We start from the raw sequence: 26443 nt of genomic DNA, 5'->3' as shown, positions 1-26443 counted from the left end.
TGTGCCGAAAAGCTTGCCGCGCCACTTTCATGGCCGTGTCCGCCGACTGTCACAGACGTGTCACAGGGGCCGGTCACCGTGACCGCACACTCCCTTCACGGCTTGGGCGTGCGCGAAGCACCACGTATCCGGGCCCAAAGGGCACCAGCCGCGCACGGGTCGTACAGGAAGCCCTCCATGGGCCAGAATGAGCGCGTGCCTTCCCTGTTGCTGATCGAGGACGACGACGCCATCCGGACGGCCCTGGAGCTCTCACTGACGCGCCAGGGTCACCGCGTGGCGACCGCTGCCAGTGGTGAGGACGGTCTGAAGCTGCTGCGCGAGCAGCGGCCGGACTTGATCGTGCTGGACGTGATGCTGCCCGGCATCGACGGCTTCGAGGTGTGCCGTCGCATCCGGCGCACCGACCAGCTGCCGATCATCCTGCTCACCGCGCGCAGCGACGACATCGACGTCGTCGTCGGCCTGGAGTCCGGCGCCGACGACTACGTGGTCAAGCCCGTGCAGGGCCGGGTCCTGGACGCCCGGATCCGCGCGGTGCTGCGGCGCGGGGAACGCGAGTCCAGCGACTCGGCGACCTTCGGCAGCCTGGTCATCGACCGTTCGGCGATGACGGTGACGAAGAACGGCGAGGACCTCCAGCTCACGCCGACGGAGCTGCGGCTGCTGCTGGAGCTGAGCCGGCGGCCCGGACAGGCCCTGTCCCGCCAGCAGTTGCTGCGCCTTGTGTGGGAGCACGACTACCTGGGCGACTCGCGTCTGGTGGACGCGTGCGTCCAGCGGCTGCGCGCCAAGGTCGAGGACGTGCCGTCGTCCCCGACACTGATCCGTACCGTGCGCGGTGTCGGCTACCGGCTGGATCCGCCTCAGTGACACAGGAGCACCAAGGGGGAGGCCGCGGCTGGTCCGCGGCGCGCAAGGGAGTCTGGTCGCGGCTGCGCTTCACCAGCCTGCGCCTGCGGCTGGTCGTCGTGTTCGGCCTGGTCGCGCTGACGGCGGCCGTGTCCGCGTCCGGGATCGCGTACTGGCTGAACCGCGAGTCGGTGCTGACGCGTACGCAGGACGCGGTCCTGCGCGCCTTCGAGCAGGAGATGCAGAACCGCGCGGGCGCGCTGCCCGAGCACCCCACGCAGGACGAACTGCAGCGCACGGCGGGGCAGATGGCCAACAGCAGCCAGCGCTTCACCGTGCTGCTCGTCGCCGAGAACCCCGACGGCCAGACGGTGTACGGCAGTTCGGGCGGTCTGAACAGCTTCTCGCTGGGGGACGTGCCGGAGTCGCTGCGCGAGGCGGTGACCGAGCGGCAGAAGGTCACGTCGAACAACAAGTACCCGCACCATCTGTACTGGCAGCGGATCGTCGAGGACGACACCCCGTACCTGGTGGCGGGGACCAAGCTGATCGGCGGCGGCATCACCGGTTACATGCTGAAGTCGCTGGGGCCGGAGGCGAAGGACCTGGGCTCGCTGGCCTGGTCGCTGGGGATCGCCACCGGTCTGGCGCTGATAGGTTCCGCCCTCCTCGCGCACGCCGCCGCGACGACCGTGCTGAAGCCGGTGCAGCGGCTGGGGACCGCGGCGCGGCGGCTCGGGGAGGGAAAGCTGGACACCCGGCTGAGGGTGTCGGGCACCGACGAACTGGCCGATCTGTCACGGACGTTCAACAAGGCCGCCGAGGCGCTGGAGAAGCGCGTCGCGGACATGGCGGCGCGGGACGAGGCGTCCCGCCGGTTCGTCGCGGACATGAGCCACGAGCTGCGCACCCCGCTGACCGCGATCACCGCCGTGACCGAGGTCCTGGAGGAGGAGCTGGAGTTCGAGGGCGGCGGCATCGACCCGATGATCCAGCCCGCGGTGCGGCTGGTGGTGAGCGAGACCCGGCGGCTGAACGACCTGGTGGAGAACCTGATGGAGGTCACCCGCTTCGACGCGGGCACCGCCCGTCTGGTCCTCGACGACGTCGACGTCGCCGACCAGATCACCGCCTGCATCGACGCGCGCGCCTGGCTGGACGCGGTGGAGCTGGACGCCGCGCGCGGCATCCACGCCCGCATCGACCCGCGCCGCCTGGACGTCATCCTCGCGAACCTCATCGGCAACGCCCTCAAGCACGGCGGCTCGCCGGTGCGGGTGTCGGTGCGGGAGGAGTCCGCGGAGGACTCGGGAATGCCGGGCGGCTCGGTCGTCATCCAGGTGCGGGACCACGGTCCGGGCATCCCGGAGGAGGTCCTGCCGCACGTCTTCGACCGCTTCTACAAGGCCAGCGCCTCCCGGCCGCGCTCCGAGGGCAGCGGCCTGGGTCTGTCCATCGCGCTGGAGAACGCGCACATCCACGGCGGCGAGATCACCGCGGCCAACTCGCCCGAGGGCGGCGCCGTTTTCACCCTGCGGCTGCCGCGGGACGTGTCCGCCGCGGAGTCCGGGGAGAAGGCCGGCGACGCCGGGACCGAGGGCGCCGAGGGGGACGCCTGATGAACGGACGACACGGACGACACCGGGCCGCCCTGCCGGCCCTCGCGGGGCTCGTGACGCTGGGCGCGCTGCTGTCCGGGTGCGGTATCCGGGCGACCGAGGTGCCGACCGACTTCGGACCCGCGCCGTCCCGGGTGCGCTGCTCGCTGGGCGAGCCGGAGGGGGCCGGGCAGGGCGAGCGCGGGCTGCCGGTGCAGGTGTTCCTGGTGTGCGGGCCGTCGCTGGTGGCCGTGGACCGGGCGGTGCGGGTGGCCGACGGGGCCACGGACGCGCGCCGGGTGCTGGTCGCGCAGGGCCTGATGGACGAGCTGACGCGGGAGCCGACGACGCCCGAGCGGGAGGCCGGGTACACCACGCGGGTACGGCCCGGGACGACCGTGACCGGGCCGCGGGCCGGCGACCCGGAGGACACGCTGCGGCTGTCCACGCCGCCCGCCGAGCTGTCGGCGACGGCACTCGCGCAGATCGTCTGCACCTTCTCCGACTCGGCGGCCGCCGAGGGCAACGGCTCGGTGATCCTGGGCGGCCCCGACGACGCGGCTCCGCGCCGCTACCGCTGCACCGACGACGTACGGGCCCGTCCCGCGGCCGGGAAGCCGCCGTCCACCGAGGCCACCGGAAGCTGACCCGGCGGGCGCCCGGAGGGACGGCGGCGCAGTGTGGTGCACGCCTCAGCGGTTGAACGGGTGACATCCCGGAACCGGCCGAGGCGCACGCCGCGTCTTGGGGACCGTGCAGCGTCAAGGCGTCATCGGCGGCACCGCCGCAGCCCGTGTCCGTGCGGCCGGAGGCATCCTCCTGGCCGCGCATCTGGCGTTCGTCGCCTGGTACACGCTGCGCCCCCTGGACGTTCCGTGGGTGATGCCCGCCAATCTGCGGCCGCTGGACGGGATCCGCGCCGACTTCGCACTGGGCTGCGCGACGGGGCTGCGCCGGACCGGGGAGTCGATGGCACTGCTCGCGCCGCTGGGCGTGCTGCTGCCGATGGCCGGGGGCCGGCTGGCGGTGTCCCGGCTGGGCTCGCTGATCCGCACCATGGCCGCGACCGCCCTGGTGTCGCTGGCCGTGGAGCTGCTGCAGACCGCGGTGCCGGGTCAGGTGGTGGACGTCGACTCGCTGCTGCTGAACACGGCGGGCGCCGCGCTCGCGCACGCCGCCGTGGTGCCCGCCGGGCGCGCCTGGCTGCGCCGGCGGACGCTCCTCCCGGAGACGGACGGGGTTGTCCGCCGGGAGGAGGTCCCTCAGGGGCGTACCCCGACGATTCCCAGGGTCGGGATCGCCCCGTGGAGCGACGCTTTGCCCCCTTCGTCTCCGTAACGTGGAAGGTACGGAGGCAGCCGGACAGGATGCCTCGCACCGTTCACGAAGGAGTCGCGATGAGCAGCCTCGTCCGCCCCACCGACGACCGCATGATCGGCGGTGTCTGCGCCGGGCTGGCCCGGCGGTTCGGCACCTCCGCGAAGACGATGCGCGTCGTGTTCCTGGTCTCGTGCCTGCTGCCGGGTCCACAGTTCCTGCTGTACCTGGCACTGTGGGTGCTGATGCCCTCGGAGGACAAGGCCCGCACGGCCTGGTAGGGCGGCCCGCGCGGCGCCCTCACCCCCGAGGCGCCGTGCGACGCCGGCCTCCCGGCCCCTGCGCGGCATCATCTCCCTGAGGCCTCGCGCAGGGGCCGTGGACCTCCGAGTACGCCGATGGGGCGCGACCCGTTTCCGGGTGCGCCCCATCGGTCCGTCTCCGGCCCGGAGGGTCAGCGGCCGCCGCCCAGCGGGAGGCCGTTGAGGTTGACGCCCTGGGTCGGCAGCTGGTTCACCGGCAGGCCGCCGAGCAGACCGGCGGCCGGCAGCGGGGCGGCCTGACCGGCGACGGGCGCGGCGGTGCCGAGGCCCTTGCCGGCCACGTCCTGGCCCGTGGACAGCACCTCGGCCGTGGCCGGCACCGCGCCGGTCACCTGGTCCGCCGGCACGGCCTGGGTGACGGTGTCCAGCCCCGGGGCGTCCGGCAGGGACGGAGCCGCCTGGGCGGCGCCCGCACCGGCGGCGGCGAAGGCGGCACCGAGAGCGGCGACACCGAGGGTCTTGACAGCAGACTGCTTCATGAAAGGCGTCCTCGAAATGGGATACGGGGATGTGAGCGGTGCTGCGACCGTAATCACGCGTCCCCGTCCCCCGCAAACATCGAAATGCGGACGGACGGTGAAGGCGGTGCGCGTTCACCTTTACCGGTGACGCCCCTGTCAGCCCTCCGTGAGGGAAGAAGTGCTGGTCGAGGCGGTTTGACGGAACAGCCACTCGGATTTCAGTTCTGCATATCCGGGCTTGATCACGTCATTGATCATGGCCAGCCGTTCATCGAAAGGAATGAATGCGGACTTCATTGCATTGACGGTGAACCACTGCATGTCGTCGAGCGTGTATCCGAAAGCCTCGACCAGGTGCTCGAATTCACGGCTCATGCTGGTGTGGGACATCAGCCGGTTGTCGGTGTTCACCGTGGCCCGGAAGTGCAGCCGCCGCAGCAGCCCGATCGGGTGCTCGGCGTACGAGGACGCGGCGCCGGTCTGGAGGTTGGAACTGGGGCACAGCTCCAGCGGGACGCGCTTGTCGCGGACGTAGGCGGCGAGCCTGCCCAGCTCGACCGAGCCGTCGTCGTGGACCTGGATGTCGTCGATGATCCGCACCCCGTGCCCGAGCCGGTCGGCGCCGCACCACTGGAGCGCCTGCCAGATGGACGGCAGCCCGAACGCCTCGCCGGCGTGGATGGTGAAGTGGTTGTTCTCCCGCTTCAGGTACTCGAAGGCGTCGAGGTGACGGGTGGGCGGGTGGCCGGCCTCGGCGCCCGCGATGTCGAAGCCGACGACGCCCAGGTCCCGGTAGGCGTTGGCGAGTTCGGCGATCTCCAGGGCGCGGGCGGCGTGCCGCATCGCGGTGAGCAGGGCGCCGACGCGGATCCGGTGGCCGTTCTCCCTGGCCCGCCGCTCACCCTGACGGAACCCTTCGTTGACGGCCTCGACGACCTCCTCCAGCGTCAGCCCGCCTTCGAGGTGCTGCTCCGGCGCGTAGCGCACCTCGGCGTAGACGACGCCGTCCTCGGCGAGGTCCTCGGCGCACTCGGCGGCGACCCGGACCAGCGCGTCACGGGTCTGCATGACGCCGACGGTGTGCGAGAAGGTCTCCAGATAGCGCTCCAGGGAGCCGGAGTCGGCGGCCTGGTGGAACCAGAGGGCGAGCTTGTCGGGGTCGGTGTGGGGCAGGTCGGTGTAGCCCGTCTCGCGGGCCAGGTCGACGACGGTGCCGGGGCGCAGTCCGCCGTCGAGGTGGTCGTGCAGCAGAACCTTGGGCGCCCGGCGGATCTGGTCCGAGGTGGGGGCGTTCGCGATGGTCTGGCTCGTCATTTCCGCACCATAACTCCTACGCGCGTAGATCACCCGGTGCGCGGAAACGCCGATACGGAAAGGTGACCGCACGGACGGGTCGCGTCCACCGCGTCTTCTGAGAATGTTCTGCCATGGCACAGCAAGCGACGCCGGAACGCACGGCCCGGCTGGGGAGGGCGCTCGGCTCGGAGCCGGCCACGGTGAACGGGGTGGCGCTGCTGCTCCCGAACGGCGAGGAGTCCTCCGCCCGCAGACCGTCGCCGCTGTCGGCGGTCTCCGTACGCGGCCTGGGGCGCCGGCTGGCCCGCGCGGGACGCGAGCAGCAGCTGGCCACGCATGTCGTCCACTACCGCTACCGCGGCTGGAACGGCCACGAGGCGCATCTCGCGCACGACGCCGCCTGGGCCGCCGACGAGGCCGTACGGCGCTACGGCGACGTGCCCGTGTGCCTGGTGGGTCTCGGCATGGGCGGCAGGGCGGCGCTGCGCGCGGCGGGACACGAGGCGGTCAACTCCGTGGTGGCGCTGGCCCCCTGGCTGCCGGAGGAGGACGGGACCGCCCCGGCCGAGCCGGTGAGACAGCTCGCCGGCCGCCAGGTGCTCATCGTGCACGGCACGAACGACGCGCGCACCGACCCCGAGCTGTCGTTCCGCCTGGCGGCCCGCGCGAAGAAGGCGAACCGCGAGGTGTGCCGCTTCGAGGTCCACGCGGACGGGCACGGGTTGAACCAGTACCGGGACGAAGTGCTGGCGCTGGCCGAGGACTTCGTGATGGGTGTGCTGTTCGGGCGGGGTTTCTCCCGCCCGGTGCAGGACGCGCTGGCCGCTCCCCCGCCGCTGGGGCTGCGGATGCCGCTGGCGGCGGGGTTCGGCAGGTCGTTACGGCGCTGAGCCGGGTGGAGCTACCCCGGCAGCAGGTTCCCCCGCTTCGACAGCAGGAACTTCTTGAACGCCGCCACCGGCGGGGTGTCCGGGCGGCCGGCGAGCCAGGCCACGCCGATCTCCCGGGCCGCCCTGGGGGCCGTCACCGTCAGTTCGACCACGCCGGGGCGCGGGAACGGGGGCGGGGGCAGCAGGGCGACGCCCAGGCCCGCCGCGACCAGGCCGCGCAGGGTCTCGGCCTCCTCGCCCTCGAAGGCGATGCGCGGTGCGAAGCCGGCCTGGGCGCACAGGTCGTCGGTGATGCGGCGCAGCCCGTAGCCGGGTTCCAGGGTCACGAACGCCTCCTCGGCGGCCTCGGCCAGGCGGACCCGGCGGCGCCCGGCGAGGCGGTGGTCGAGCGGGACGACGAGGCGCAGCTTCTGCTCGTCGAGGCGGCGGGCCACCAGGTCGGGGGCGGACGGCACCGGCGAGGTCAGGCACAGGTCGAGTTCGCCGCCGCGCAGCCCCTCCAGCATGGCCTCGCCGTAGTTCTGGACAAGGCTGAAGCGGATGCCGGGGTGGCCGGCGCGGAAGGCGTGCAGCAGGCCGGGCACGGTCTCGGCGCCCATGGTGTGCAGGAAGCCGAAGGCGACCTTGCCGGTGGCGGGGTCGGCGTCGGCGCGGACCGCCTCGGCCGCGCGGCCGATCTCGTCCAGGGCACGGTCGACGGAGGCGTAGAAGGTGCGGCCCGCCGGAGTGAGGGAGACGGTGCGGCCGTGCCGGGCGAACAGCTCGACGCCGAGGTCCTCCTCCAGGCGGACCAGCGCCCGGGAGAGGGTGGACTGCGGCACCTGCATCTCCTGCGCGGCCCGCGTGACGTGCTCGGTGCGGGCCACCCCGGCGAAGTGGGCGAGGCGCGGCGCGAGCAGCCGGGCCATCTCTTCTCTGTCTCGTGTGTCACCGGTTTGTGACAGCCGAGCGCCTGACCTCTGCTGATGCTCCATAGGAACGATTATGGCGATTCCATGCATTGGACGGATCAGCGGAGACCTCCGTACGTTCAAGGCATGACTCCCGCCAGTACCGGGGCGTCCACCCGCGTGGACGCCGTCGCATCCGCCCCCTCCCCGCTGTCCGCCCACGAGACCCGGATGTCGCCGGGTGGTCCCGGTTACCGCCGGATGAGTCTCGCCCTGTTCCTCGCGGGCGTCGCGACCTTCGCGCTCCTCTACTCCACGCAGGCCCTGCTGCCGCTGGTCTCCGGCGACTTCGCGGTGAGCGCGAGCGACGCGAGCTGGACCGTGTCGGCGGCGACCGGCGGTCTGGCGCTGTTCGTGCTGCCGATGAGCGCCCTGTCCGAGCGGTTCGGACGGCGTACGGTCATGACGGCCTCGCTGGCCGTCGCGGTGACCCTCGGACTGCTGGTGCCGTTCGCCCCGTCGCTCGGGGCGCTGGTGGCGCTGCGGGCGCTGCAGGGCGCGGCGCTGGCCGGGCTGCCCGCCTCGGCGACGGCGTACCTCGCGGAGGAGGTCACGCCGAAGGCGCTGGTGACGGCGATCGGGCTGTTCGTGGCAGGCAACAGCGTCGGCGGGATGAGCGGCCGGGTCATCACCGGCTGGGTGGCGCAGGAGTGGGGCTGGCGGGCCGCCGTCGGCGTGATCGGGCTGGTCGCGGTGGCGTGCGCGGTGGCGTTCCGGCTGCTGCTGCCGGTGCCGAAGCACTTCACGGCGGGATCGCTCAGGCCGCGCGTGCTGGCCGGCACGGTCCGCCGGCACCTCGGGAACCCGCTGCTGCGGCGGCTGTTCGCGATCGGAGCGCTGTTCATGACGGTGTTCGGGGGCGTGTACACGGTCATCGGGTACCGGCTGACCGAGGAGCCGTTCTCGCTGCCGCAGGGTGTGGCCGGGTCGGTGTTCCTGGTGTACCTGGTGGGCACGGTGTCGGCGTCCGCGGCCGGACGCCTTGTGGGCCGGCTGGGCCGCCGGGGCGCCCTGTACGCGGGCGGCGCGACCACCGCGGCCGGGCTGCTGCTGTCGCTGGCGGACACGCTGCCGCTGGTGCTGCTGGGTCTGGTGCTGATCACGGGCGGGTTCTTCGCGGGGCACGCGGTGGCCTCGTCGGCGGTGGGCAGGACCGCGACGGAGGGCCGGGCTCAGGCGGCGGCGCTGTACCAGTCCGCGTACTACATCGGGTCCAGCGTGGGCAGCGCCGTGGGCGCGCTGGCGTTCCACGCGGGCGGCTGGTCCGGCACGGTCGCGGTCGGCCTGGTGGCCGTGGCGGGCGTCGCGGCGATCACCCTGGCCGGGACCCGGGCGGCGGGCCGCGCCGGGGAGGCGGCCCGCGCCGCCTGACGGCTGCGGGGGCGCTCAGCGTCGGCGGGGCGCGTCCGCATCGTCCTTCACCTGCGGATTCGTCCACTCGGGGGGCCGTTGTCGGTGGGCTGCGGTAGCTTCCGAGGTGGTGGGCGCGAAGAGGCGCCGCCACGAGGCCGCTTGGGGTGGGTGGACGATGACGAACGGCACGGCGACGACGGACCTGGACGCCACGCTGGAGCAGTACCGGGTGGAGCTCACCGGGTACTGCTACCGGATGCTCGGTTCGTCCTTCGAGGCCGAGGACGCGGTGCAGGACACGATGATCCGTGCCTGGCGCAGCCTCGACAAGTTCGAGGGACGCTCCAGCCTCCGCTCCTGGCTCTACCGCATCGCGACGAACGTCTGCCTGGACATGCTGTCCGCGGGCAACAAGCGCGCCCGCCCGATGGACCTCACGGAGTCCACGCCGCTCGCGCGGGCCGCCCTGTCCCCCCGCCCGGACCACACGTGGCTGGAGCCGATGCCCGACGACCGGGTGCTGCCCACCCCCGCCGACCCGGCGGAGGCCGCGGTCGCCAAGGAGTCCGTGCGGCTGGCGTTCATGGCGGCGCTGCAGCGGCTGCCCGCCAAGCAGCGGGCGGTGCTGATCCTGCGCGAGGTGCTGGCGTGGAAGGCGAGCGAGGTCGCCGAGCTGCTGGGCACGTCGGTCGCGTCGGTCAACAGCGCGCTGCAGCGGGCCCGGGCGACGCTCGCCGAGCGGCAGGAGCCGGGCGCCGACGCGGCGGTCGCCGACCCGCTGGACGAGGACCAGAAGAAGCTCCTCGACCGGTACGTGGCGGCCTTCGAGGGGTACGACATGTCGGCGCTGACCGCGCTGCTGCACGAGGACGCCATCATGACGATGCCGCCGTTCGACCTGTGGCTGACGGGCGCCGACGACATCACGGGCTTCATGACGACGATGGGCGCCTCCTGCGCCAACTCGAGGCTGGTGCCCGTCGAGGTCAACGGGCTGCCCGGCTTCGCGCACTACAAGCCCGACCCGGAGAACGGCGGGTACACGCCGTGGGCGATCCAGGCGCTGGAGATCTCAGACGGCCGGATCACCGGGTTCCACTGCTTCCTGGACACGCAGCGGTGGTTCCCGCTGTTCGGGCTGCCCCTCCGTCTCGAAGCGGAGACCGACGAGGTCGAGCAGGGCGCAGAGCGCGGGTGAGGGGTCCCGCAGCCGTATCCGCCCGCCGGCCCGGCGGGCGGTGAGCTGCAGCCGGGCCAGCAGGTTCACGGCGGCCAGGCCCGGCGGTCCCAGCCCGGCGACGTCGCACACCACGACACGGCCGCGCCCCTCGCCGTCCAGCAGGGCGCGCAGCGCCTCGCACGGCCCGCTCACCTCGCCCGAGGTGAGGGGGCCGCTGAGCACGAGCACGGGCGGTGTCATGGCGTCCACGAGCGGTAGACCGGGCGGGGGCCGCCAACTCATCGCGGGACGGTCCGTCGCGCGGCGCCGAGGATCACATTGACCGGGGCGTGGCCCGCCCCGGAGGGTTGCCTGTATGCGCCATAGATCATCGCCGTCCCCGGGGCCCGGTACCGTCCTCCGCCACGGGGAGCCGCCGTGCAGGGGGTGCTGAGCGGGTTCCTGGTGATCGCCGTCGTCATCGGCGTCGGCTACGTCATCGGACGGCGGGGGAATCTCGGCGCGCAGGGCAGCGAGGTGCTGACCAAGCTGGCGTTCCATGTGGCGTCCCCGGCGCTGCTGTTCACCACGCTGGCCCGCGCGGACCTGTCGGTGGTCTTCTCCGCGCGTCTGCTGGTCACCGCACTGAGCACGGCGGCGATGGCGGGCGTCTTCGTCGCGGTGGGCGCGGCGCGCGGCTGGGGCGTCGGCCGCACCACCATCGGCGCCCTGTGCTCCAGCTACGTCAACTCCGGCAACCTGGGCATCCCGATCGCCGTGTACGTCCTCGGCGACGCCTCGCTGGTGGCGCCGGTGCTGCTGTTCCAGCTGGTCGGGGTCACGCCGGTCGCGCTGACGATCCTCGACCTGTCGACGACGGGCGGGAGACGGCCCCTGTGGTGGCGGCTGCTCACGCCCTTGCGCAACCCGGTCGCGCTGGGGTCGCTCGCGGGGGTCGCGGTGTCGGCCGCGGGCGTGGAGATCCCCGGCCCGGTGTGGGACCCGGTGCGGCTCATCGGCAACATGGCGGTCCCGGCGGTGCTGCTCGCCTTCGGCATCTCCCTGCGGGGCAGCACCCTGCCGCTGCGGGGCGGCGACCGGGGGGCGGTGCTGCTGGCCGTGGGCCTGAAGGCGGTGGGCATGCCGCTGGTCGCCTGGGCACTGGCGGCGGGCGTCTTCGGCCTCCACGGCGCCCACCTCCTGGACGTGGTGGTCACCTCGGCCCTCCCGGCCGCCCAGAACCTCTTCACCTACGCGAGCAGTTACGGCGTCGGTGAACGCCTGGCCCGCGAGTCCATCCTGATCTCGACGGCGCTCTCGGTCCCCGTCCTGGTGGCAGTGGCGGCGGTGCTGGGGTGATCAGGCCTCGGGGAACTCGGCCGTGTCGATGACCAGGTCGAAGGGCGGGGGGAGCTCGATCGGCTCGCCGAATTTCACGCTCTTCAACGGCCGGTAGACGTCGTCCTTCGGCTCACCGTAGAGCGTCACGGTCGGGCCGTCGGTGGCCCAGGCGTCGACCAACAGGTACAGGGGGATGCCGGCGGCCGCGTAGGCGGCGGGCTTGCTGACGCGGTCGTGGCGGGCGTTGGACTTCGAGGTGACCTCGACGACCAGTTCGGCCAGACCGGCCGGGATGTGGGTCTCGGACTCGGTGTGGTCGTGCACGGGCGCGACCATGAGATCCGGAATGAGCATGCCCAGGCGCGACGGCACAGCGATGGCAAGGGTCTGGAAGATCTCCCAGTCCTCGGGGATCGCGGAGTAGAGGCGGCGCTGAATACGGGCCGCGATCACGTTGTGGCGATACGCGGGAGCGGGTGACACGGTGACGATCCCCTCGATGATCTCCACCTTGCTGCCCTCGGGCCATTCCATCTCCTCCCAGAACCGGACGAGGTCGTCCCAGCTCTGCTCGGGGTCCTGGCTCACGGTGAGTGCGCTCATGGCGGTCTCCTTCGGTACGTCGCCGAGTACAGCATGACGAACGGGACCGGCGGGGGTCCACCGGTCCCGTTCACCCGAAGGGGGAAAGCCCTGGTCAGGCGATGCGCTCCAGGACCACCGGCGTGGCGGTGAAGTCCGCACCGGTACCGATGTCGAAGGAGCCCTCCAGGGACTGCAGCGCGTAGTCGAAGCGGTCCGGGGTGTCCGTGTGGAGGGTGAGGAGGGGCTGGCCCTCGGTGACCTGGTCGCCGGGCTTGGCGTGCATCTCGACGCCCGCGCCCGCCTGCACCGGGTCCTCCTTGCGGGCGCGGCCCGCGCCGAGGCGCCAGGCGGCGACGCCGATGTCGTAGGCGTCCAGGCGGGTGAGGACGCCCGACGCCGGGGCCTTCACGACGTGCTGCTCGCGGGCGACCGGGAGCTCGGCGTCCGGGTCGCCGCCCTGCGCGGCGATCATGCGGCGCCAGACGTCCATCGCGGAGCCGTCGGCGAGGGCCTTCGCCGGGTCGGCGTCCTTCAGGCCGGCCGCGTCCAGCATCTCCCGGGCCAGCGCGATCGTCAGCTCGACGACATCCGCCGGGCCGCCGCCCGCGAGGACCTCGACGGACTCGCGGACCTCCAGGGCGTTGCCCGCGGTGAGGCCGAGGGGGGTGGACATGTCGGTGAGCAGGGCGACCGTCTTCACGCCGTGGTCGGTGCCGAGGCCCACCATGGTGGAGGCCAGCTCGCGGGCGTCCTCGATCGTCTTCATGAAGGCGCCGGAGCCTACCTTCACGTCCAGGACGAGCGAGCCGGTGCCTTCCGCGATCTTCTTCGACATGATCGAGGACGCGATCAGCGGGATCGCCTCGACCGTGCCGGTGACGTCGCGCAGGGCGTAGAGCTTCTTGTCGGCGGGGGCGAGTCCGTCACCGGCCGCGCAGATCACCGCGCCGGTGGTGTCGAGGACGTGCAGCATCTCCTCGTTGGAGAGCAGGGCGCGCCAGCCGGGGATCGACTCCAGCTTGTCGAGGGTGCCGCCGGTGTGGCCGAGGCCGCGGCCGGAGAGCTGCGGGACGGCCGCGCCGCAGGCGGCGACCAGCGGGGCGAGCGGCAGGGTGATCTTGTCGCCGACGCCGCCGGTGGAGTGCTTGTCGGTGGTCGGGCGGGACAGGGACGAGAAGTCCATGCGCTCGCCGCTGGCGATCATCGCGGCGGTCCAGCGGGCGATCTCCCGGCGGTTCATGCCGTTGAGCAGGATCGCCATGGCGAGGGCCGACATCTGCTCGTCGGCCACCTCCCCGCGGGTGTACGCGTCGATGACCCAGTCGATCTGCTCGTCGGTGAGTTCGCCGCGGTCCCGCTTGGTGCGGATGACGGAGATGACGTCCATGGCCATGGCTGGCGTTCCTTCCGGGGTGCGAAGAGCACGGCCCCTCCGCTCGGCGCCGCCCGGGATGCCGGGCGCCGTCGGGAGGGGCCGCACGGGAGTTACTTGACGAGGTGCTGGGGGCCGAAGGCCTGGGGCAGCATCTCGGACAGGGTCAGGATGCCCTCGGGCGTCTCCAGCAGCAGTCCGGGGCCGCCGAACTCGTACAGCAGCTGGCGGCAGCGGCCGCACGGGACGAGGATCTCGCCGCCGCCGTCCACGCACGTGAAGTGCGTGAGCCGGCCGCCCCCCGTGCGCTGCAGCTCCGAGACCAGTCCGCACTCGGCGCACAGGCCCAGTCCGTACGAGGCGTTCTCGACGTTGCAGCCGGTGACCGTGCGTCCGTCGTCGACCCGGGCCGCGACGCCGACCGGGTACCCCGAGTAGGGGGCGTAGGCGCACGACATGGCGTCCCGCGCCGCCGCGCGCAGGGCGTCCCAGTCGACGTCGGCGGCCGCGGTCACTTGCCCTGTCCCTTCCGGTACGGCATGCCGTCCGCCTTGGGCATGCGCAGCCGCTGTGCGGAGAGCGCGAGGACGACCAGGGTGACGACGTACGGGGTGGCGGCGACGACCTGGCTCGGGACCTCGTTGGTGCCGGCGTACCAGGCGAACACGAGGGCGCCGACCACGAAGGTGATGGCCGCCTGGACGAACTTCTTGCGGATCGCCAGCCAGATCGCGCCGATGACCAGCAGCAGCGCGCCGAGCAGCAGCAGGGCGTGCACATTGGTGGAGCCGCCGCGCAGGTTGAGGCTGTCGGTGTAGCCGAAGAGGCCGGCGCCGATGGCGAGGCCGCCCGGCATCCAGTTGCCGAAGATCATCGCGGCGAGGCCGATGTAGCCGCGGCCGCTGGTCTGGCCCTCCAGGTAGAAGGGGTTCGCCACGATGGACAGGAAGACGCCGCCGAGGCCGGCCAGTCCGCCGGAGATGATCACGGCGAGGTACTTGTACTTGTAGACGTTGACGCCGAGGGACTCGGCGGCCACCGGGTTCTCGCCGCAGGACCGCAGCCGCAGCCCGAACGGGGTGCGCCAGAGGATCCACCAGGTGCCGGGGACGAGCGCGACGGCGATCAGGGTCAGCCAGGAGACGTTGGTGACCAGGCCGCCGAGCAGGCCCGCGATGTCGGAGACGAAGAACCAGCCCTTGGCGTTGAGCTCGCTCAGCCAGTCGGACAGTCCGGGCACGGTGAAGTGGCCGAGGGACTCGACCGCCGGGGACTGCTTGGCGGAGCCGCCCTGGTGGCCCTCGAAGGCGAGGGGGGCCAGGTAGCGGGTGGCGCCGAGGGCGAGGATGTTGATCGCCACACCGGAGACGATGTGGTTGACGTTGAAGGTGACGGTCACGATCGCGTGCAGCAGGCCGCCGAGGCAGCCGCCGATCAGGCCGACGAGGACGCCGGTCCACGGACCCCACTGGAATCCGGCCCAGGCGCCGAACCAGGTGCCGAGGATCATCATGCCCTCGAGGCCGATGTTCACCACGCCCGCGCGCTCGGCCCACAGACCGCCGAGACCGGCGAGGCCGATCGGCACGGCGAGCTGGAGGGCGGTGGACATCTGGCTGACGTTGGTGATGCCGTCGGCGCCGGTGACCAGGCGCACGATCGAGGTCAGCGCCAGGGCTCCGGCGATGACCAGCAGCAGGACGGGCCAGGACATGCGGCGGCCGGTCGGCGGGGCGTGCTCCAGCGACGGCTGGTTGACGTCGGTCGCTGTGGTCGGAGCGGTCATCGGCCGGCCACCTCCTTCGTGGTGTTGTTGGCGCCCAGGACGTGCCCCGCGGCGAGTTCGGCGCCGACCCGGCGCTGCTGGCGGCGCAGGCCCCACTCGCGGACGGCCTCGTAGGAGACGACCACCGAGAGGACGATCAGGCCCTGCATGATGACCGCGATCTCCTTGTCGTAGCCGTGGAAGTCCAGCTCGGGCGACGCCTTGTCGAGCCAGGCCCACAGCAGGGAGGCGAAGACGATCCCGACCGGGCTGTTACGGCCGAGCAGGGCGATGCCGATGCCGAGGAAGCCGATGCCGGTGGGGAAGTTCAGGTTGTACGTGTGGGAGTCGCCGAGCAGGATCGGCAGGCCCGCCAGGCCGGCGATGGCGCCGGAGAGCAGCATGGCGGTGAGGACCATGCGCTTCGGGTCGACGCCGCTGGCGGCCGCGGCGGAACTGGACGCGCCGGAGGCGCGCAGGTCGAAGCCGAAGCGGGTGCGGTTGAGGGTGACCCAGTAGCCGATGCCGAGGAGCACGGCGAGGACGACCAGGCCGTAGATCTCGCCGGCCGCGCCGAGGTCGATGCCGGGGATCCAGCCGGACTCGTGCATCTCGCCGGTGGTGCTGTTGTTGCCGATCTTGACGCCGAAGACGTCCGGCTTCCACATGTAGACGATCAGCGAGGTGGCGATCGCGTTGAGCATGATCGTCGCGACGACCTCGCTGACGCCGCGGGTGACCTTGAGGACGCCGGCGATGCCGGCCCAGAAGGCGCCGGTGCACACGGCGGTCAGCAGCAGCAGCGGCACCTGGAGGAAGGCCGGCAGGCTGGCGTGCGCGCCGACGATGGCGGCCATCATCGCGCCGAGCTGGTACTGGCCGTCGACGCCGATGTTGAACAGATTCATCCGGAAGCCGATGGCCACCGCCAGGGCGGCGATGTAGTACATCGAGGCCTGGTTGAGGATCAGCACCTGGACGTCCGAGTACCCGGCCTGCTCGAACATGAGGGCGAACGGCTCGACGGGGTTCTTGCCGGAGGCGACCAGCACGATCGCGCTCAGCACGAAGGCCACGGCGAGCGCGATGACCGGGCCGGCCACGGCGAGGAGCACGCGCTCCTTGTCGAACTTCTTCATCAGCGGGCCTCGTCTTCCGGAGACTCGGGCGACTTGGACACGTCGGCCTGGGTCTCGGCAGGGGTCTCTTCGTGTTCGAGGTGGCCCTCGGCGGCGCCGGTCATGGCGGTGCCGAGTTCCTCCGGGGTGATGGTGGCCGGGTCGGCGTCGGCGACCAGCTTGCCTTCGTAGATCACGCGGAGGGTGTCGGACAGGCCGATCAGCTCGTCCAGGTCGGCGGAGATCAGCAGCACGGCCAGGCCCTCGCGGCGGGCCTCGCGGATGTGGTCCCAGATCGCGGCCTGCGCGCCGACGTCCACACCGCGGGTGGGGTGGGCGGCGATCAGGAAGCGCGGCTTGTGGCTCATCTCGCGGCCGACGATCAGCTTCTGCTGGTTGCCGCCGGACAGGGAGGCGGCGGTGACGTCGATGCCGGGGGTGCGGACGTCGTACTGCTCGACGATCCGGCGGGTGTCCTCCTGGGCGGCCTTCGGGTCCAGCCAGACGCCCTTGGCGTTGGGCTTCTCGGTGACGTGGCCGAGGATGCGGTTCTCCCAGAGGGGCGCCTCGAGCAGCAGGCCGTGGCGGTGGCGGTCCTCGGGGATGTAACCGATGCCCTCCACGCGGCGCTTGCGGGTGGGCCAGGCGGTGATCTCCTCGTCTGCCAGCCGGATGACGCCGGAGTCGGCGTGGCGCAGACCGATGAGGGCGTCGACCAGTTCGGTCTGGCCGTTGCCCTCGACGCCGGCGATGCCCAGGACCTCGCCCTCGTGGATGGTGAAGGAGATGTCGTCGAGGAGGGCCTTGCCGCCGGGGGCGGCCAGACGCAGCTTGTCGACGGTGATGACGGGCCGGTCGGTGACCGTGGACTCGGCCGTCTCCGGGGTGGGCAGCTCGCTGCCCACCATCAGCTCGGCCAGCTGGCGCGGGGTGGTCTCGGAGGGCACGGCGGTGCCGACCGTGGTGCCGCGGCGGATGACGGTGATGTCGTCGGCGACGGACAGCACCTCGCCCAGCTTGTGGGAGATGAAGATGACGGACAGGCCCTCGGCCTTGAGCTCGCGCAGGTTGTCGAAGAGCGCGTCGACCTCCTGCGGGACCAGCACGGCGGTCGGCTCGTCCAGGATCAGGGTGGTGGCGCCGCGGTAGAGCACCTTGAGGATCTCCACGCGCTGGCGGGCGGCGACGCCCAGCTCCTCGACCAGGACGTCGGGGCGCACCTCCAGGCCGTAGCGCTCGGACAGCTCCTTGATGCGGCGGCGGGCCTTGCCGCCGATGCCGTACAGCTTCTCGCTGCCGAGGACCACGTTCTCGAGGACGGTGAGGTTGTCGGCCAGCATGAAGTGCTGGTGCACCATGCCGATGCCGCGCGCGATGGCGTCGGCGGGCGAGGAGAAGTTCACCTGTTCGCCGTGGACCGTGATGGTGCCCTCGTCCGGCTTCTGCATGCCGTAGAGGATCTTCATCAGGGTCGACTTGCCGGCGCCGTTCTCGCCGACGAGGGCGTGGACGGTGCCCTTGCGGACGGTCAGGTGGATGTCGTGGTTGGCGACGACACCGGGGAAGCGCTTGGTGATCCCGGCGAGCTCCACGGCGGTCACCGTCTTGTGGACCGCCGCTCCGGCCGGAGGGCTGCTGGACGCGTTGATGACGCACTCTCCTGGGGACGGGGGCCGTCTACGCGCGTAGCGCCCCTTCGGCATACAAAGGGGTGGCACACCTGACCGACGGGGTGCGAGGAGCCTGGCTCCTCGCACCCCGTCGAGCGGTCGCGACCCCGCGGTGGTTCAGGGTGTGACTCAGCTCGACTTGACCTTGATCTCGCCGCTGATGATCTTCTCCTTGGCCGTCTCGATGGCTTTCTGGAGCTCGGCGTCGTCCGCGAACTTCGGGTTGGAGTTCGACAGGCTCACCTCACCCGTCTTGAGATCGCCCTTGACGATACCGGTCGCGGGCTTGCCGTCCTCGACCGACTTCGCGAGGTTGTAAACCGCCTTGGCGACGTCCTTCATCGCCGAGGTCAGGATCGAGTCCTTGAACTTGACGAGGGCTTCCTGCTTGTACTGGTCGGAGTCGACACCGATCGCCCACACCTTGTTGGCGGCGGCGGCCTCGATGACACCCTGACCGGACAGGCCGGCGGCCGCGTACACGACGTCGGCCTTCTTCTCGATCTGGCCCTCGGCGGCGCTCTTGCCCTTGTCGGGGCTGGAGAAGCCGCCCTCCTCCGCGGTCTGCGTGAGGAACTGGGAGATGACCTTGACCTTGGGGTCGGTGTCCTTGACGCCCTGCTCGAAGCCGGCGCGGAACTTGTGGATCAGCGGGATGTCCACACCGCCCACGAAGCCGACGACGTCGGTCTTGGTGCTCTTGGCGGCGGCGACACCGGCCAGGTAGGAGGCCTGCTCCTCGGAGAACACCAGGTCGGCGACGTTGTCCGCCTCGACGGTGGCGTCGTCGACGATGCCGAAGGTGGTGTCGGGGAACTTCTCCGCGGCGGCCTTGACGGCGGTCGCGTAGGCGTAGCCGACGCCGACGATCGGGTTGTAGCCCTGCTTCGCCAGCGAGACGAGGCGCTGTTCCTTGTCGGCGTCGGTCTCACCGTCGGTGGGCTCGACGTCGGCCGTCTCGTAGCCGAACTCCTTCTTGGCCTTCTCCAGGCCCGCGTACGCGGCGTCGTTGAAGGACTGGTCGCCCTTGCCGCCGACGTCGTACGCGATGGCGAGGCCCTTGCCCTCCTTCGACTCCGAGGAGCCCGAGGAGGTCGAGGTGCCGCCGCAGGCGGAGAGGGCGAGGGCCAGGGAGGCGGTCGCTGCGCCTGCGACCGTGATCCGGGAAATCCGGCGCATGTGTGGTGCTCCTAAGTCGTACAAGCGCCGGGAAACGGTACGGGCTACGGCGCTGGCTTCGCCGCAGATTAACGCGCGTAGACCTGCCTGAAAACCCCTTCTGTCCACCTTGTTATGCGCCCGTGTTCAAGCCGGTTCCGCCTGCCGGGACGAGGCGTTGCTGTTTGCGAACGGAAGGTGGCGGTGGGTGAGCGCCGCGCGCCTTCGAACGGGCCTTTCGCGCGGGTACGACGCAGCGGGCGGGCGCGAGGTGCGCCCGCCCGCTGCGTACGGGAGGTGCCGGTGCCGGACCGGGTCCGGCGGCGGGGTCACTCCGTGTTGACCTTGATGGTGCCGTCGGTGATGCCCTTCTTGGCCGCGTCCACGGCTTCCTTCAGGCCCGGGATCTCGGCCATCTTGGGGTTGCTGTCGGACAGGCCGACGCCGTTGACCTTGAGGTCGAAGACCTGCGTGCCGGTGAGCGGCTTGCCGTCCTGAACCGACTTGGTCAGCGTGTAGACCGCGCCGCCGACGTCCTTCAGGGCGGAGGTGAGGATGAAGTCCTTGTAGCCGGCGAGGGCTTCCTGGTTGTACTGGTCGGAGTCGACACCGATCGCCCACACCTTGGCCTTGGCCGCGGCCTCGATGACGCCCTGGCCGGAGAGGCCGGCCGCCTGGTAGATGACGTCCGCGCCCTTCTCGATCTGGCCCTCGGCGGCGGCCTTGCCCTTGTCGGGGCTGGAGAAGCCGCCCTCCTCCGCGGTCTGCGTCAGGTACTGCGAGACGACCTTGACCTTGGCGTTGGTGTCCTTGACGCCCTGCTCGTAGCCGGCCTGGAACTTGTGGATGAGCGGGATGTCCACACCGCCGACGAAGCCGACGGTGTTGCTCTTGGTGGCCTTGGCGGCGGCGACACCGGCGAGGTAGGAGGCCTGCTCCTCGGCGAAGACCAGGGAGGCGACGTTGTCGCCCTCGACGACGGAGTCGACGATGCCGAAGGTGGTGTCGGGGTACTTGGCCGCGACGGCCTCCATGGCGGGGCCGTAGGCGAAGCCGATGCCGATGACCGGGTTGTAGCCCTGCTTCGCCAGCGAGGCGAGGCGCTGCTCCTTGTCCGCGTCGGTCTCGCCCTCGGTGGGCTCGACGTCGGCGGTCTTGAAGCCGAACTCCTTCTTGGCCTTCTCCAGGCCGGCGAAGGCGGCGTCGTTGAAGGACTGGTCGCCCTTGCCGCCGATGTCGTAGGCGATGGCGACGCCGAGGTCGTCCTTGCCGCCGTCACCGCTGTCACTGCTGGTTCCGCCGCACGCGGTGGCGGCGAGCGCGAGCGAAGCGACCCCCACCGCTACGCGGGTCAGTTTGGATATCCGACGCATCTGAAGTTCCCCATTCTCCAAAGCCCCGCAGCGGGTGCTCGGTTCGGCGCACATTAACGCGCGTAGACACTCCTGGGAACGGGGTCGAGCGGGGCCGTTATCCATTCGTGCCGATGGCCGGTTACGCCCTTGTGAACCAGGGGGTCGCAGGGAGGCGAAACGGGCATACGCGTCTGCACGGGCCCCACGCTGCACCCCCGGGGACCCGGCCGCAAGCGGAAAGGGCCGGGCGGCGGGACCCCGGGGAGGTGCGACACGAAAGGGCGCCTCCGGGCACCGTTGGGCGCACACCACCTCAGGGGGGCGGGGAACTGCGCGATCAGCACCCCCAAGGGGCGCGGGGAACCGCGCGCTCAGCCACGGACGGCCCGCACCCGGCGCTGAAACGGTGCCGCCGCGCTCACCCATGCCGCCGCCCCGCTGCACGACTGCCCGCAGCTGGGGCGGTACGCCCCTCAGCCGTGCGGGGAACCGCGCGCATGCGTACGCCGGCTACCGCAGCGCGTCCAGCAGGGCCGCCGCGGTGAACAGTTCCACGCCGACGGTGATGGCGTGCTCGTCGACGTCGAAGTCGCCCTGGTGCAGGTCGCGCACGATGCGCTCGCCGGGGGTGCGGACACCGAGGCGGGCCATGGCGCCGGGGACGCGCTCCAGGTACCAGGAGAAGTCCTCGCCGCCCAGGCTCTGTTCGGTGCCCTCCACGGCCTCCGTGCCGCGGCGGGCGATCATCGCGTCGCGCAGCAGCTCGGTGGCCCCGGCCTCGTTGACGACCGGCGGGACGCCCCGCACGTAGTTGATCTCGGACTTGGCGCGGTGCAGATTGGCCACCTCGTCGATGGCCGCGACCACGAGGTCCGGGGCCTGCCGCCAGGTCTCCAGATCCAGGCAGCGGACCGTGCCGGAGAGCTCGGCGTGCTGCGGGATGACGTTGGGCGCGTGGCCGGACTCGACCCGGCCCCAGGTGACGGCGAGGCCGCTGCGGGTGTCCACCCGGCGGCCGACCAGCGCGGGCACGTCGGTGACGACGCGGGCGGCGGCGGTGACCAGGTCGGTGGTCAGATGCGGGCGGGCGGTGTGGCCGCCGGGGCCCTCCAGGGCGATCTCCAGCCGGTCGCAGGCGGAGGTGATGGCGCCCTGGCGCAGACCGATCTTGCCGGCGTCGACGCGCGGGTCGCAGTGCACGGCGAGGATCCGGCCGACGCCCTCGAGCGCGCCGTCGGCGATGACGTCGGCGGCGCCGCCGGGCAGCACCTCCTCGGCGGGCTGGAAGAGCAGCCGGACCGGACGGGGCAGCAGGCCCTGGCGGTGCAGTTCGGCCAGCACCAGGCCGGCGCCGAGCACCACGGTGGTGTGGACGTCGTGACCGCAGGCGTGGGCGCGGTCGGGCACGGTGGACCGGTAGGCGCAGCCGGCCTTCATGTCGGGGATGGGCAGCGCGTCGATGTCGGCGCGCAGGGCGAGCATGGCGGCGTCGGTGCCGGCCTCCTCGTCCGCCCCGATGTCACAGATCACCCCGGTCCCGCTGGAGAGTACGCGGGGGCGCAGGCCCACGCGCTGCAGGCGCTCCTTGATCGCGGCGGTCGTGCGGAACTCCTGGTTGCCCAGTTCCGGGTGCATGTGGAGGTCTCGCCGGAACGCCACGAGTTCCGCGCGCAGTGCCTCGGGCAGCGCGCCGGGGAGCACCGCTCCCCCGGGGAGATCGATCTCGGACTCCAGTGACATCAGTGGCTTCACCCTTTGAAGAGTAGGGCTCCGAAGCGCTCCACCGACCCCTGATCAAGAAAAATCAGCCCGTTGGAGGGAGAAAATCCGGCTGCCCTACGCATAGCCGTTCAGCGAGATGGGTACACTCACCGCCCTTTCGGGAGGGTAGGAGCGCGCCGCCTGCCGGGCCATGAGGTCGGTCACAGCCCCCGCGCGGGCGTCGGCGCCTTCCGTACCTTCACGGTTACCACGTCCGGCCCAACCCACGCTGACCGGTTCATCTGGCGGACAGCGGGCCGGTGTCCGGGGGCGCGGCGGGGCTCAGGGGGTGGGCGCCGCGCGCGGTGCCGACGACGTCCGCGAGGAAGCCACGGGCGCGTGGGGAGGCGTGAGCGGTCAGCCACGCCGGGTCGATGTCGCACACCGCGATCCGCACATCAGTTCCGGCGAGCGCGAGCGGCAGCGTGTGGACGACGGTGGACGGGAAGCTGACGACGGTACGGCCCACGGGGCCGCGGCGGGCGACGAGTTCCAGGGGGAGTTCGGGGCGGACGATCTCCAGGCCGGTCTCGACGGCCAGCCGGTGCAGCTTCTCGGTGGTCTCGCGGCGGTGCGCGAAGTAGCGGCGGGCGCCGTGGGTGGCGGCGAGGGCGCCGACCGCCCGTACGTAGGCGTCGGCGTCCACCACGCCCGTCTCGACCAGGGAGGTGCCCACGAGGTCGGCGCCCCGGGTGACGCGGGGCGGGCCGAAGCGGTCGCGGGTCCAGGCGAAGGTGTGGGCGCGGACGGTGACGCCGGGCGGGACGTCCGCCATCGGCATGGAGGTGAACACCTCCACGGTGCGGCCCTCGCCGGGGGTGAGCCGGCGGCGGGCGGCGGCGGACACGGGGGCGAGGGCCAGGTCGCGGGGGCCGGGGCGGCCGCCCTTGCGGTGCCAGCGCACCAGGCGTTCGCCGCGCGCGAGCTGCCCGGCGAACTCCATGGTCGCCGTGCCGTCGTCGACGACCACCACCTCGGGCGCCCGGGTGATGGTCAGCAGCAGCTGCACGTACCGGGAGAACGGGTCGCCGAGGACGACCCGGCCGGCCCGGCGCAGCGGCACGGTGAGGCCGCCGATGGTGCGCAGCGGGGCGGACGCTCCCCCGCGCGCCTCCTCCCAGCGGACGTCGTGCCCCTCCTCGCGGGCCAGTTCGGCCATGCGGCGGAGCTGGCCGCGGGTCATCGGGTCGACCGGGGACAGCACCACGAGGGCGAGTCCCGCGCCGGGCGCGTGGGCGTGCGCCCACTCCAGCACGTTGAGCAGCTGGACCGGACTCTCCACGAAGGCGAGCGTGCGGGGGCCGGTGCGGCCGGCGCGGGGGCTCATCGACGTACGACCGTTCCCGTCGTAGGGGTGGGTGGGGGCGGGTCAGACCGACACGGGCTCGCCGGCGGCCGTGGCGATCTCCGCCTCGGCGACGACGCCGGCCACCCGGCGCAGCTTCTTCATCGGGCCGAGCTCGGACTCGTAGACCTTCTTCACGCCGTCGCCGAGGGAGGCCTCGATGGTGCGGATGTCGCGGACCAGGCGGGCCAGGCCCTGCGGCTCGACGGAGGCGGCCTGGTCGGAGCCCCACATGGCGCGGTCCAGGGTGATGTGCCGCTCGACGAAGCAGGCGCCGAGGGCGACGGCGGCGAGGGTGGTCTGGAGGCCGGTCTCGTGGCCGGAGTAGCCGATCGGGACGTTCGGGTACTCCTGCTGGAGGGTGTTGATGACGCGCAGGTTCAGCTCCTCCGCCTTAGCCGGGTAGGTGGAGGTGGCGTGGCAGAGCAGGATGTTGTCGCTGCCGAGCACCTCGACCGCGTGGCGGATCTGCCTCGGGGTGGACATGCCGGTGGACAGGATGACCGTGCGGCCGGTGGCGCGCAGTTCGCGCAGCAGCTCGTCGTCGGTGAGGGAGGCGGAGGCCACCTTGTGGGCGGGCACGTCGAACTTCTCCAGGAAGGCGACGGCCTCGGTGTCCCACGGGGAGGCGAACCAGGCGATGCCCTTCTCCTTGCAGTAGGCGTCGATCTGCCGGTACTCGTCCTCGCCGAACTCCACGCGGTGCCGGTAGTCGATGTACGTCATCCGGCCCCAGGGGGTGTCGCGTTCGATGTCCCACTGGTCGCGGGGGGTGCAGATCTCGGGGGTGCGCTTCTGGAACTTGACGGCGTCGCAGCCGGCGTCGGCGGCCGCGTCGATCAGCCGGAAGGCGTTGTCCAGGTCGCCGTTGTGGTTGATGCCGATCTCGCCCGTGACGTAGACGGGACGGCCGGGGCCGGCCTCGCGGGCGCCGAGGGTGCGGATGCGGGAGTCGCTCATGACCAGGGGTTTCCTTACTGGGGGAGGGAATCGAGAGAGGGACCGAGGATCCAGCCGGCGATCTCTCGGACCGCGCCGTCACCACCGGGGAGGGTGGTGACCGCGCGGGCGGCGCCGCGTACGGCGTCGTGGGCGCTCGCGACCGCCACGGGCCAGCCGACGAGGGCGAAGCACGGGAGGTCGTTGACGTCGTTTCCGGCGTAGAGCACGCGCTCGGGCGCGATGCCCTGCTCCTCGCACCACTGCTTGAGGGCGAGGTCCTTGCGGTCGACGCCGTGCAGCACGGGGATCTTGAGCTTGTGTGCGCGGGCGGCGACGACCGGGTTCTGTTCGGTGGACAGGATCAGCAGCTTCAGGCCGCTGCGGCGCAGGGCGGCGACGCCGAGGCCGTCGCCGCGGTGCACGGAGACGAATTCCCGTCCGTCCGCGTCGATCAGCACCCGGTCGTCGGTCTGGGTGCCGTCGAAGTCGAGGACCACCGCGTCGATGTCGGCGGCGGTGGGCAGGCCGGTGCGGCCGGCGTCGAGGAGCGGCGCGAGGGCGCGGGCCCGGGCGAGGTCGTGCGGGTCGTCGACCTCCAGGACGCGCGCGGGGTCGGTGCGCACGAGTTCGGTACGGCCGAAGAAGCGGTGGCGGTGTTCGCGCAGGCCCGCGGCGTCCATGGCGTAGGCGGCGCCGGTCTCCAGGAAGTCCTGGGGGCGGTCCTGACGGCGGGGGCGGACGGCCTTGTCGTGGTTCACGCCGTGCCCGCCGCGGGCGGTCCGGGCCGATCGCCCGGCTGCCGGGACTTCTCCCCCGGTGGTCCGGGCGCCGGTCTCAGCCGTCCCGGCGGCTCGCTCGGCGGTCCGGGCGGCGGTCCCGGCGGTCCCGGCTCCTCCCCCAGCCGTCCCGGTGCCGGTCCCGGCACCCGCCCCGGCGGCTCGCTCGGCGGTCCAGGCGGCTGTCCCCGCGGTCTCAGCTCCTCCCCCGGCCGTCCCGGTGCCGGTCCCGGCACCCGCCCCGGCCGTCCGGGCCGCCTGCCCGGCTATTCCGACGGCGGTCCCGGCCGTCCCTGCGGCTCGCTCGGCGGTCCGGGCGGCGGTCCCGGCGGTCTCGGCTCCTCCCCCGGCCGTCCGGGTGCCGGTCCCGGCTCCTGCCCCAGCAGTCCGGGCCGCCTGCCCGGCTATTCCGACGGCGGTCCCGGCCGTCCCTGCGGCGGTCCCGGCCGCTCCGACGCCGGTCCCGGCCAACCCGGTGGCGGTCCCGGCCAACCCGGCGGCCGTCTCGGCCAGTTCGGCGGCTGTCTCGGCCAGTTCGGTGGCCGACACGGCGGCCGTCGTGGCGGTCGTCTCCCGCCAGACGAAGCCGTGGAACGGGGCGACCGTCACCGCCGTGTCGGCGTCGCCGTGGGCGACCGCGGCGGCCACCCCGTCGACGTCCTCGCGGGTGAGGAAGGGGCTGGTGCACTGCACGAGCAGGACGACGTCCACGCGTGCGCCGTGCAGCGCCTCGTGGGCGTCCAGGGCGTGCAGCACGGCCGCCTCGGAGGTGGCGGTGTCCCCGGCGAGGTCGGCGGGCCGCAGGACGACCTCGGCGCCCGCCTGCCGCGCGGTCTCGGCGATGGCCGCGTCGTCGGTGGAGACGACCACGTCCGTGACGTGCCGGGCGGCGCGGCACTCCCGGACGGCGCGGGCCACCAGAGGCACGCCGCCGACGGGGGCGAGGTTCTTCGCGGGGACGCCCTTGGAGCCGCCGCGCGCGGGGATCACGGCGAGCACCCGGCGCTCGGCCGGAGAGTGGGACATGGGGTCAGCTCCTCGGAAGGGGATGGGGGC

Annotated in this window: 24 protein-coding genes and 2 pseudogenes; 9 read left to right on the top strand and 17 right to left on the bottom strand. The window is 72.3% G+C overall.

Going from position 1 to position 26443, the window contains the following annotated elements; translation table 11 throughout:
• Positions 1-195: 195 nt before the first annotated feature.
• From afsQ1 to AY578_RS20750, 5 genes are all read left to right on the top strand, one after another.
• Positions 196-873: a two-component system response regulator AfsQ1 gene (gene afsQ1, locus AY578_RS20770; protein WP_033272295.1), complete on the top strand. Its 678-nt coding sequence runs from the start codon at positions 196-198 to the stop codon at positions 871-873.
• On the top strand, positions 870-2471 hold the full coding sequence (locus AY578_RS20765) for an ATP-binding protein (RefSeq protein ID WP_215048649.1): 1602 nt from the start codon (positions 870-872) through the stop codon (positions 2469-2471). Before afsQ1 ends, AY578_RS20765 begins: the two co-directional genes overlap by 4 nt.
• Positions 2471-3097 carry a hypothetical protein gene (locus AY578_RS20760; protein WP_215048648.1) on the top strand — a complete coding sequence of 209 codons (627 nt, stop codon included), beginning with the start codon at positions 2471-2473 and terminating at the stop codon, positions 3095-3097. The genes AY578_RS20765 and AY578_RS20760 overlap by 1 nt, the downstream gene beginning before the upstream one ends.
• Before the next feature lie 106 nt (positions 3098-3203).
• On the top strand, positions 3204-3788 hold the full coding sequence (locus AY578_RS20755; RefSeq protein ID WP_215048650.1) for a VanZ family protein: 585 nt from the start codon (positions 3204-3206) through the stop codon (positions 3786-3788).
• Positions 3789-3847: 59 nt separating this feature from the next.
• Positions 3848-4048 carry a PspC domain-containing protein gene (locus AY578_RS20750; protein ID WP_019527796.1) on the top strand — a complete coding sequence of 67 codons (201 nt, stop codon included), beginning with the start codon at positions 3848-3850 and terminating at the stop codon, positions 4046-4048.
• Between the two features lie 173 nt (positions 4049-4221).
• Here the strand turns inward: AY578_RS20750 and AY578_RS20745 are convergent, their stop codons facing one another.
• Together AY578_RS20745 and AY578_RS20740 are read right to left on the bottom strand one after the other, a co-directional pair.
• Positions 4222-4569, bottom strand: a complete 348-nt coding sequence (locus tag AY578_RS20745) for a hypothetical protein (protein WP_019527797.1) — start codon at positions 4567-4569, stop codon at positions 4222-4224.
• A 138-nt stretch (positions 4570-4707) separates the two neighbouring features.
• Positions 4708-5865 carry an adenosine deaminase gene (locus AY578_RS20740; RefSeq protein WP_019527798.1) on the bottom strand — a complete coding sequence of 386 codons (1158 nt, stop codon included), beginning with the start codon at positions 5863-5865 and terminating at the stop codon, positions 4708-4710.
• 113 nt (positions 5866-5978) lie between these two features.
• Here AY578_RS20740 and AY578_RS20735 point away from each other — a divergent pair, with 113 nt between their 5' ends.
• Complete coding sequence (locus AY578_RS20735; RefSeq protein WP_019527799.1) at positions 5979-6737, top strand: alpha/beta hydrolase; 759 nt, start codon at positions 5979-5981, stop codon at positions 6735-6737.
• A gap of 11 nt (positions 6738-6748) precedes the next feature.
• Here AY578_RS20735 and AY578_RS20730 read toward each other — a convergent pair whose 3' ends face one another.
• Positions 6749-7711, bottom strand: coding sequence for a LysR family transcriptional regulator (locus AY578_RS20730; protein WP_215048647.1), 963 nt, complete (start codon positions 7709-7711; stop codon positions 6749-6751).
• A gap of 63 nt (positions 7712-7774) precedes the next feature.
• Between AY578_RS20730 and AY578_RS20725 the strand changes: the two genes are divergently transcribed.
• Positions 7775-9058 carry an MFS transporter gene (locus tag AY578_RS20725; RefSeq protein ID WP_215048646.1) on the top strand — a complete coding sequence of 428 codons (1284 nt, stop codon included), beginning with the start codon at positions 7775-7777 and terminating at the stop codon, positions 9056-9058.
• A 157-nt stretch (positions 9059-9215) separates the two neighbouring features.
• Positions 9216-10238 (top strand): sigma-70 family RNA polymerase sigma factor, encoded by a 1023-nt coding sequence (locus tag AY578_RS20720; protein ID WP_215048645.1) that lies wholly within the window; start codon positions 9216-9218, stop codon positions 10236-10238.
• 21 nt (positions 10239-10259) lie between these two features.
• On the opposite strand, the pseudogene AY578_RS20715 reads toward AY578_RS20720, so the two are convergent.
• A pseudogene (locus AY578_RS20715) lies at positions 10260-10460 on the bottom strand (STAS domain-containing protein); the annotation flags it as partial.
• 177 nt (positions 10461-10637) lie between these two features.
• On the opposite strand from AY578_RS20715, the gene AY578_RS20710 reads away from it, so the two are divergent.
• Positions 10638-11558 (top strand): AEC family transporter, encoded by a 921-nt coding sequence (locus tag AY578_RS20710; protein WP_028960165.1) that lies wholly within the window; start codon positions 10638-10640, stop codon positions 11556-11558.
• Here AY578_RS20710 and AY578_RS20705 read toward each other — a convergent pair whose 3' ends face one another.
• The 13 genes and pseudogenes from AY578_RS20705 to AY578_RS34115 all read right to left on the bottom strand — a co-directional run.
• Entirely contained in the window at positions 11559-12143 is a 585-nt protein-coding gene (locus AY578_RS20705; RefSeq protein WP_137210020.1) for a Uma2 family endonuclease, read from the bottom strand. It abuts the gene before it with no gap.
• A 94-nt stretch (positions 12144-12237) separates the two neighbouring features.
• The gene (locus tag AY578_RS20700; RefSeq protein WP_028960167.1) at positions 12238-13512 is read right to left on the bottom strand and encodes a thymidine phosphorylase; all 1275 of its coding nucleotides are present in this window, start codon (positions 13510-13512) and stop codon (positions 12238-12240) included.
• A gap of 98 nt (positions 13513-13610) precedes the next feature.
• Entirely contained in the window at positions 13611-14012 is a 402-nt protein-coding gene (locus tag AY578_RS20695; RefSeq protein WP_019527806.1) for a cytidine deaminase, read from the bottom strand.
• A complete protein-coding gene (locus AY578_RS20690; RefSeq protein ID WP_019527807.1) occupies positions 14009-15283 on the bottom strand; it encodes an ABC transporter permease in 1275 nt (424 codons plus the stop codon). Before AY578_RS20690 ends, AY578_RS20695 begins: the two co-directional genes overlap by 4 nt.
• On the bottom strand, positions 15280-16401 hold the full coding sequence (locus tag AY578_RS20685; protein ID WP_258903740.1) for an ABC transporter permease: 1122 nt from the start codon (positions 16399-16401) through the stop codon (positions 15280-15282). The genes AY578_RS20690 and AY578_RS20685 overlap by 4 nt, the downstream gene beginning before the upstream one ends.
• A complete protein-coding gene (locus tag AY578_RS20680) occupies positions 16401-17981 on the bottom strand; it encodes an ABC transporter ATP-binding protein (RefSeq protein ID WP_258903738.1) in 1581 nt (526 codons plus the stop codon). The genes AY578_RS20685 and AY578_RS20680 overlap by 1 nt, the downstream gene beginning before the upstream one ends.
• A gap of 198 nt (positions 17982-18179) precedes the next feature.
• Positions 18180-19229, bottom strand: coding sequence for a BMP family lipoprotein (locus AY578_RS20675; protein WP_019527810.1), 1050 nt, complete (start codon positions 19227-19229; stop codon positions 18180-18182).
• Positions 19230-19537: 308 nt separating this feature from the next.
• Complete coding sequence (locus AY578_RS20670) at positions 19538-20581, bottom strand: BMP family lipoprotein (RefSeq protein WP_028960168.1); 1044 nt, start codon at positions 20579-20581, stop codon at positions 19538-19540.
• A 492-nt stretch (positions 20582-21073) separates the two neighbouring features.
• The gene (locus AY578_RS20665) at positions 21074-22303 is read right to left on the bottom strand and encodes a M20 family metallopeptidase (RefSeq protein WP_258903735.1); all 1230 of its coding nucleotides are present in this window, start codon (positions 22301-22303) and stop codon (positions 21074-21076) included.
• Positions 22304-22562: 259 nt separating this feature from the next.
• On the bottom strand, positions 22563-23651 hold the full coding sequence (locus AY578_RS20660) for a hypothetical protein (protein WP_258903732.1): 1089 nt from the start codon (positions 23649-23651) through the stop codon (positions 22563-22565).
• Positions 23652-23693: 42 nt separating this feature from the next.
• Positions 23694-24629 (bottom strand): N-acetylneuraminate synthase family protein, encoded by a 936-nt coding sequence (locus tag AY578_RS20655; RefSeq protein WP_161231172.1) that lies wholly within the window; start codon positions 24627-24629, stop codon positions 23694-23696.
• A 14-nt stretch (positions 24630-24643) separates the two neighbouring features.
• A complete protein-coding gene (locus tag AY578_RS20650) occupies positions 24644-25858 on the bottom strand; it encodes an HAD hydrolase family protein (protein ID WP_420341331.1) in 1215 nt (404 codons plus the stop codon).
• 84 nt (positions 25859-25942) lie between these two features.
• Positions 25943-26413, bottom strand: a pseudogene (locus AY578_RS34115) (acylneuraminate cytidylyltransferase family protein); the annotation flags it as partial.
• Positions 26414-26443: the final 30 nt, after the last annotated feature.

The sequence above is a fragment of the Streptomyces thermocarboxydus genome, from assembly GCF_024760485.1.
Taxonomy (GTDB): Bacteria; Actinomycetota; Actinomycetes; order Streptomycetales; family Streptomycetaceae; genus Streptomyces; species Streptomyces cellulosae.
Note: the sequence above shows the minus strand (reverse complement) of the source record. Positions and strands in the feature narration are given on the sequence as shown.

Coding starts and splice junctions, on each gene's coding strand:
- AY578_RS20760 (WP_215048648.1), top strand. CDS start 2,471: ATGAACGGACGACACGGACGACACCGGGCCGCCCTGCCGGCCCTCGCG.
- AY578_RS20750 (WP_019527796.1), top strand. CDS start 3,848: ATGAGCAGCCTCGTCCGCCCCACCGACGACCGCATGATCGGCGGTGTC.
- AY578_RS20745 (WP_019527797.1), bottom strand. CDS start 4,569: ATGAAGCAGTCTGCTGTCAAGACCCTCGGTGTCGCCGCTCTCGGTGCC.
- AY578_RS20740 (WP_019527798.1), bottom strand. CDS start 5,865: ATGACGAGCCAGACCATCGCGAACGCCCCCACCTCGGACCAGATCCGC.
- AY578_RS20735 (WP_019527799.1), top strand. CDS start 5,979: ATGGCACAGCAAGCGACGCCGGAACGCACGGCCCGGCTGGGGAGGGCG.
- AY578_RS20730 (WP_215048647.1), bottom strand. CDS start 7,711: ATGGAGCATCAGCAGAGGTCAGGCGCTCGGCTGTCACAAACCGGTGAC.
- AY578_RS20725 (WP_215048646.1), top strand. CDS start 7,775: ATGACTCCCGCCAGTACCGGGGCGTCCACCCGCGTGGACGCCGTCGCA.
- AY578_RS20720 (WP_215048645.1), top strand. CDS start 9,216: ATGACGAACGGCACGGCGACGACGGACCTGGACGCCACGCTGGAGCAG.
- AY578_RS20705 (WP_137210020.1), bottom strand. CDS start 12,143: ATGAGCGCACTCACCGTGAGCCAGGACCCCGAGCAGAGCTGGGACGAC.
- AY578_RS20700 (WP_028960167.1), bottom strand. CDS start 13,512: ATGGACGTCATCTCCGTCATCCGCACCAAGCGGGACCGCGGCGAACTC.
- AY578_RS20690 (WP_019527807.1), bottom strand. CDS start 15,283: ATGACCGCTCCGACCACAGCGACCGACGTCAACCAGCCGTCGCTGGAG.
- AY578_RS20685 (WP_258903740.1), bottom strand. CDS start 16,401: ATGAAGAAGTTCGACAAGGAGCGCGTGCTCCTCGCCGTGGCCGGCCCG.
- AY578_RS20675 (WP_019527810.1), bottom strand. CDS start 19,229: ATGCGCCGGATTTCCCGGATCACGGTCGCAGGCGCAGCGACCGCCTCC.
- AY578_RS20670 (WP_028960168.1), bottom strand. CDS start 20,581: ATGCGTCGGATATCCAAACTGACCCGCGTAGCGGTGGGGGTCGCTTCG.
- AY578_RS20665 (WP_258903735.1), bottom strand. CDS start 22,303: ATGTCACTGGAGTCCGAGATCGATCTCCCCGGGGGAGCGGTGCTCCCC.
- AY578_RS20660 (WP_258903732.1), bottom strand. CDS start 23,651: ATGAGCCCCCGCGCCGGCCGCACCGGCCCCCGCACGCTCGCCTTCGTG.
- AY578_RS20655 (WP_161231172.1), bottom strand. CDS start 24,629: ATGAGCGACTCCCGCATCCGCACCCTCGGCGCCCGCGAGGCCGGCCCC.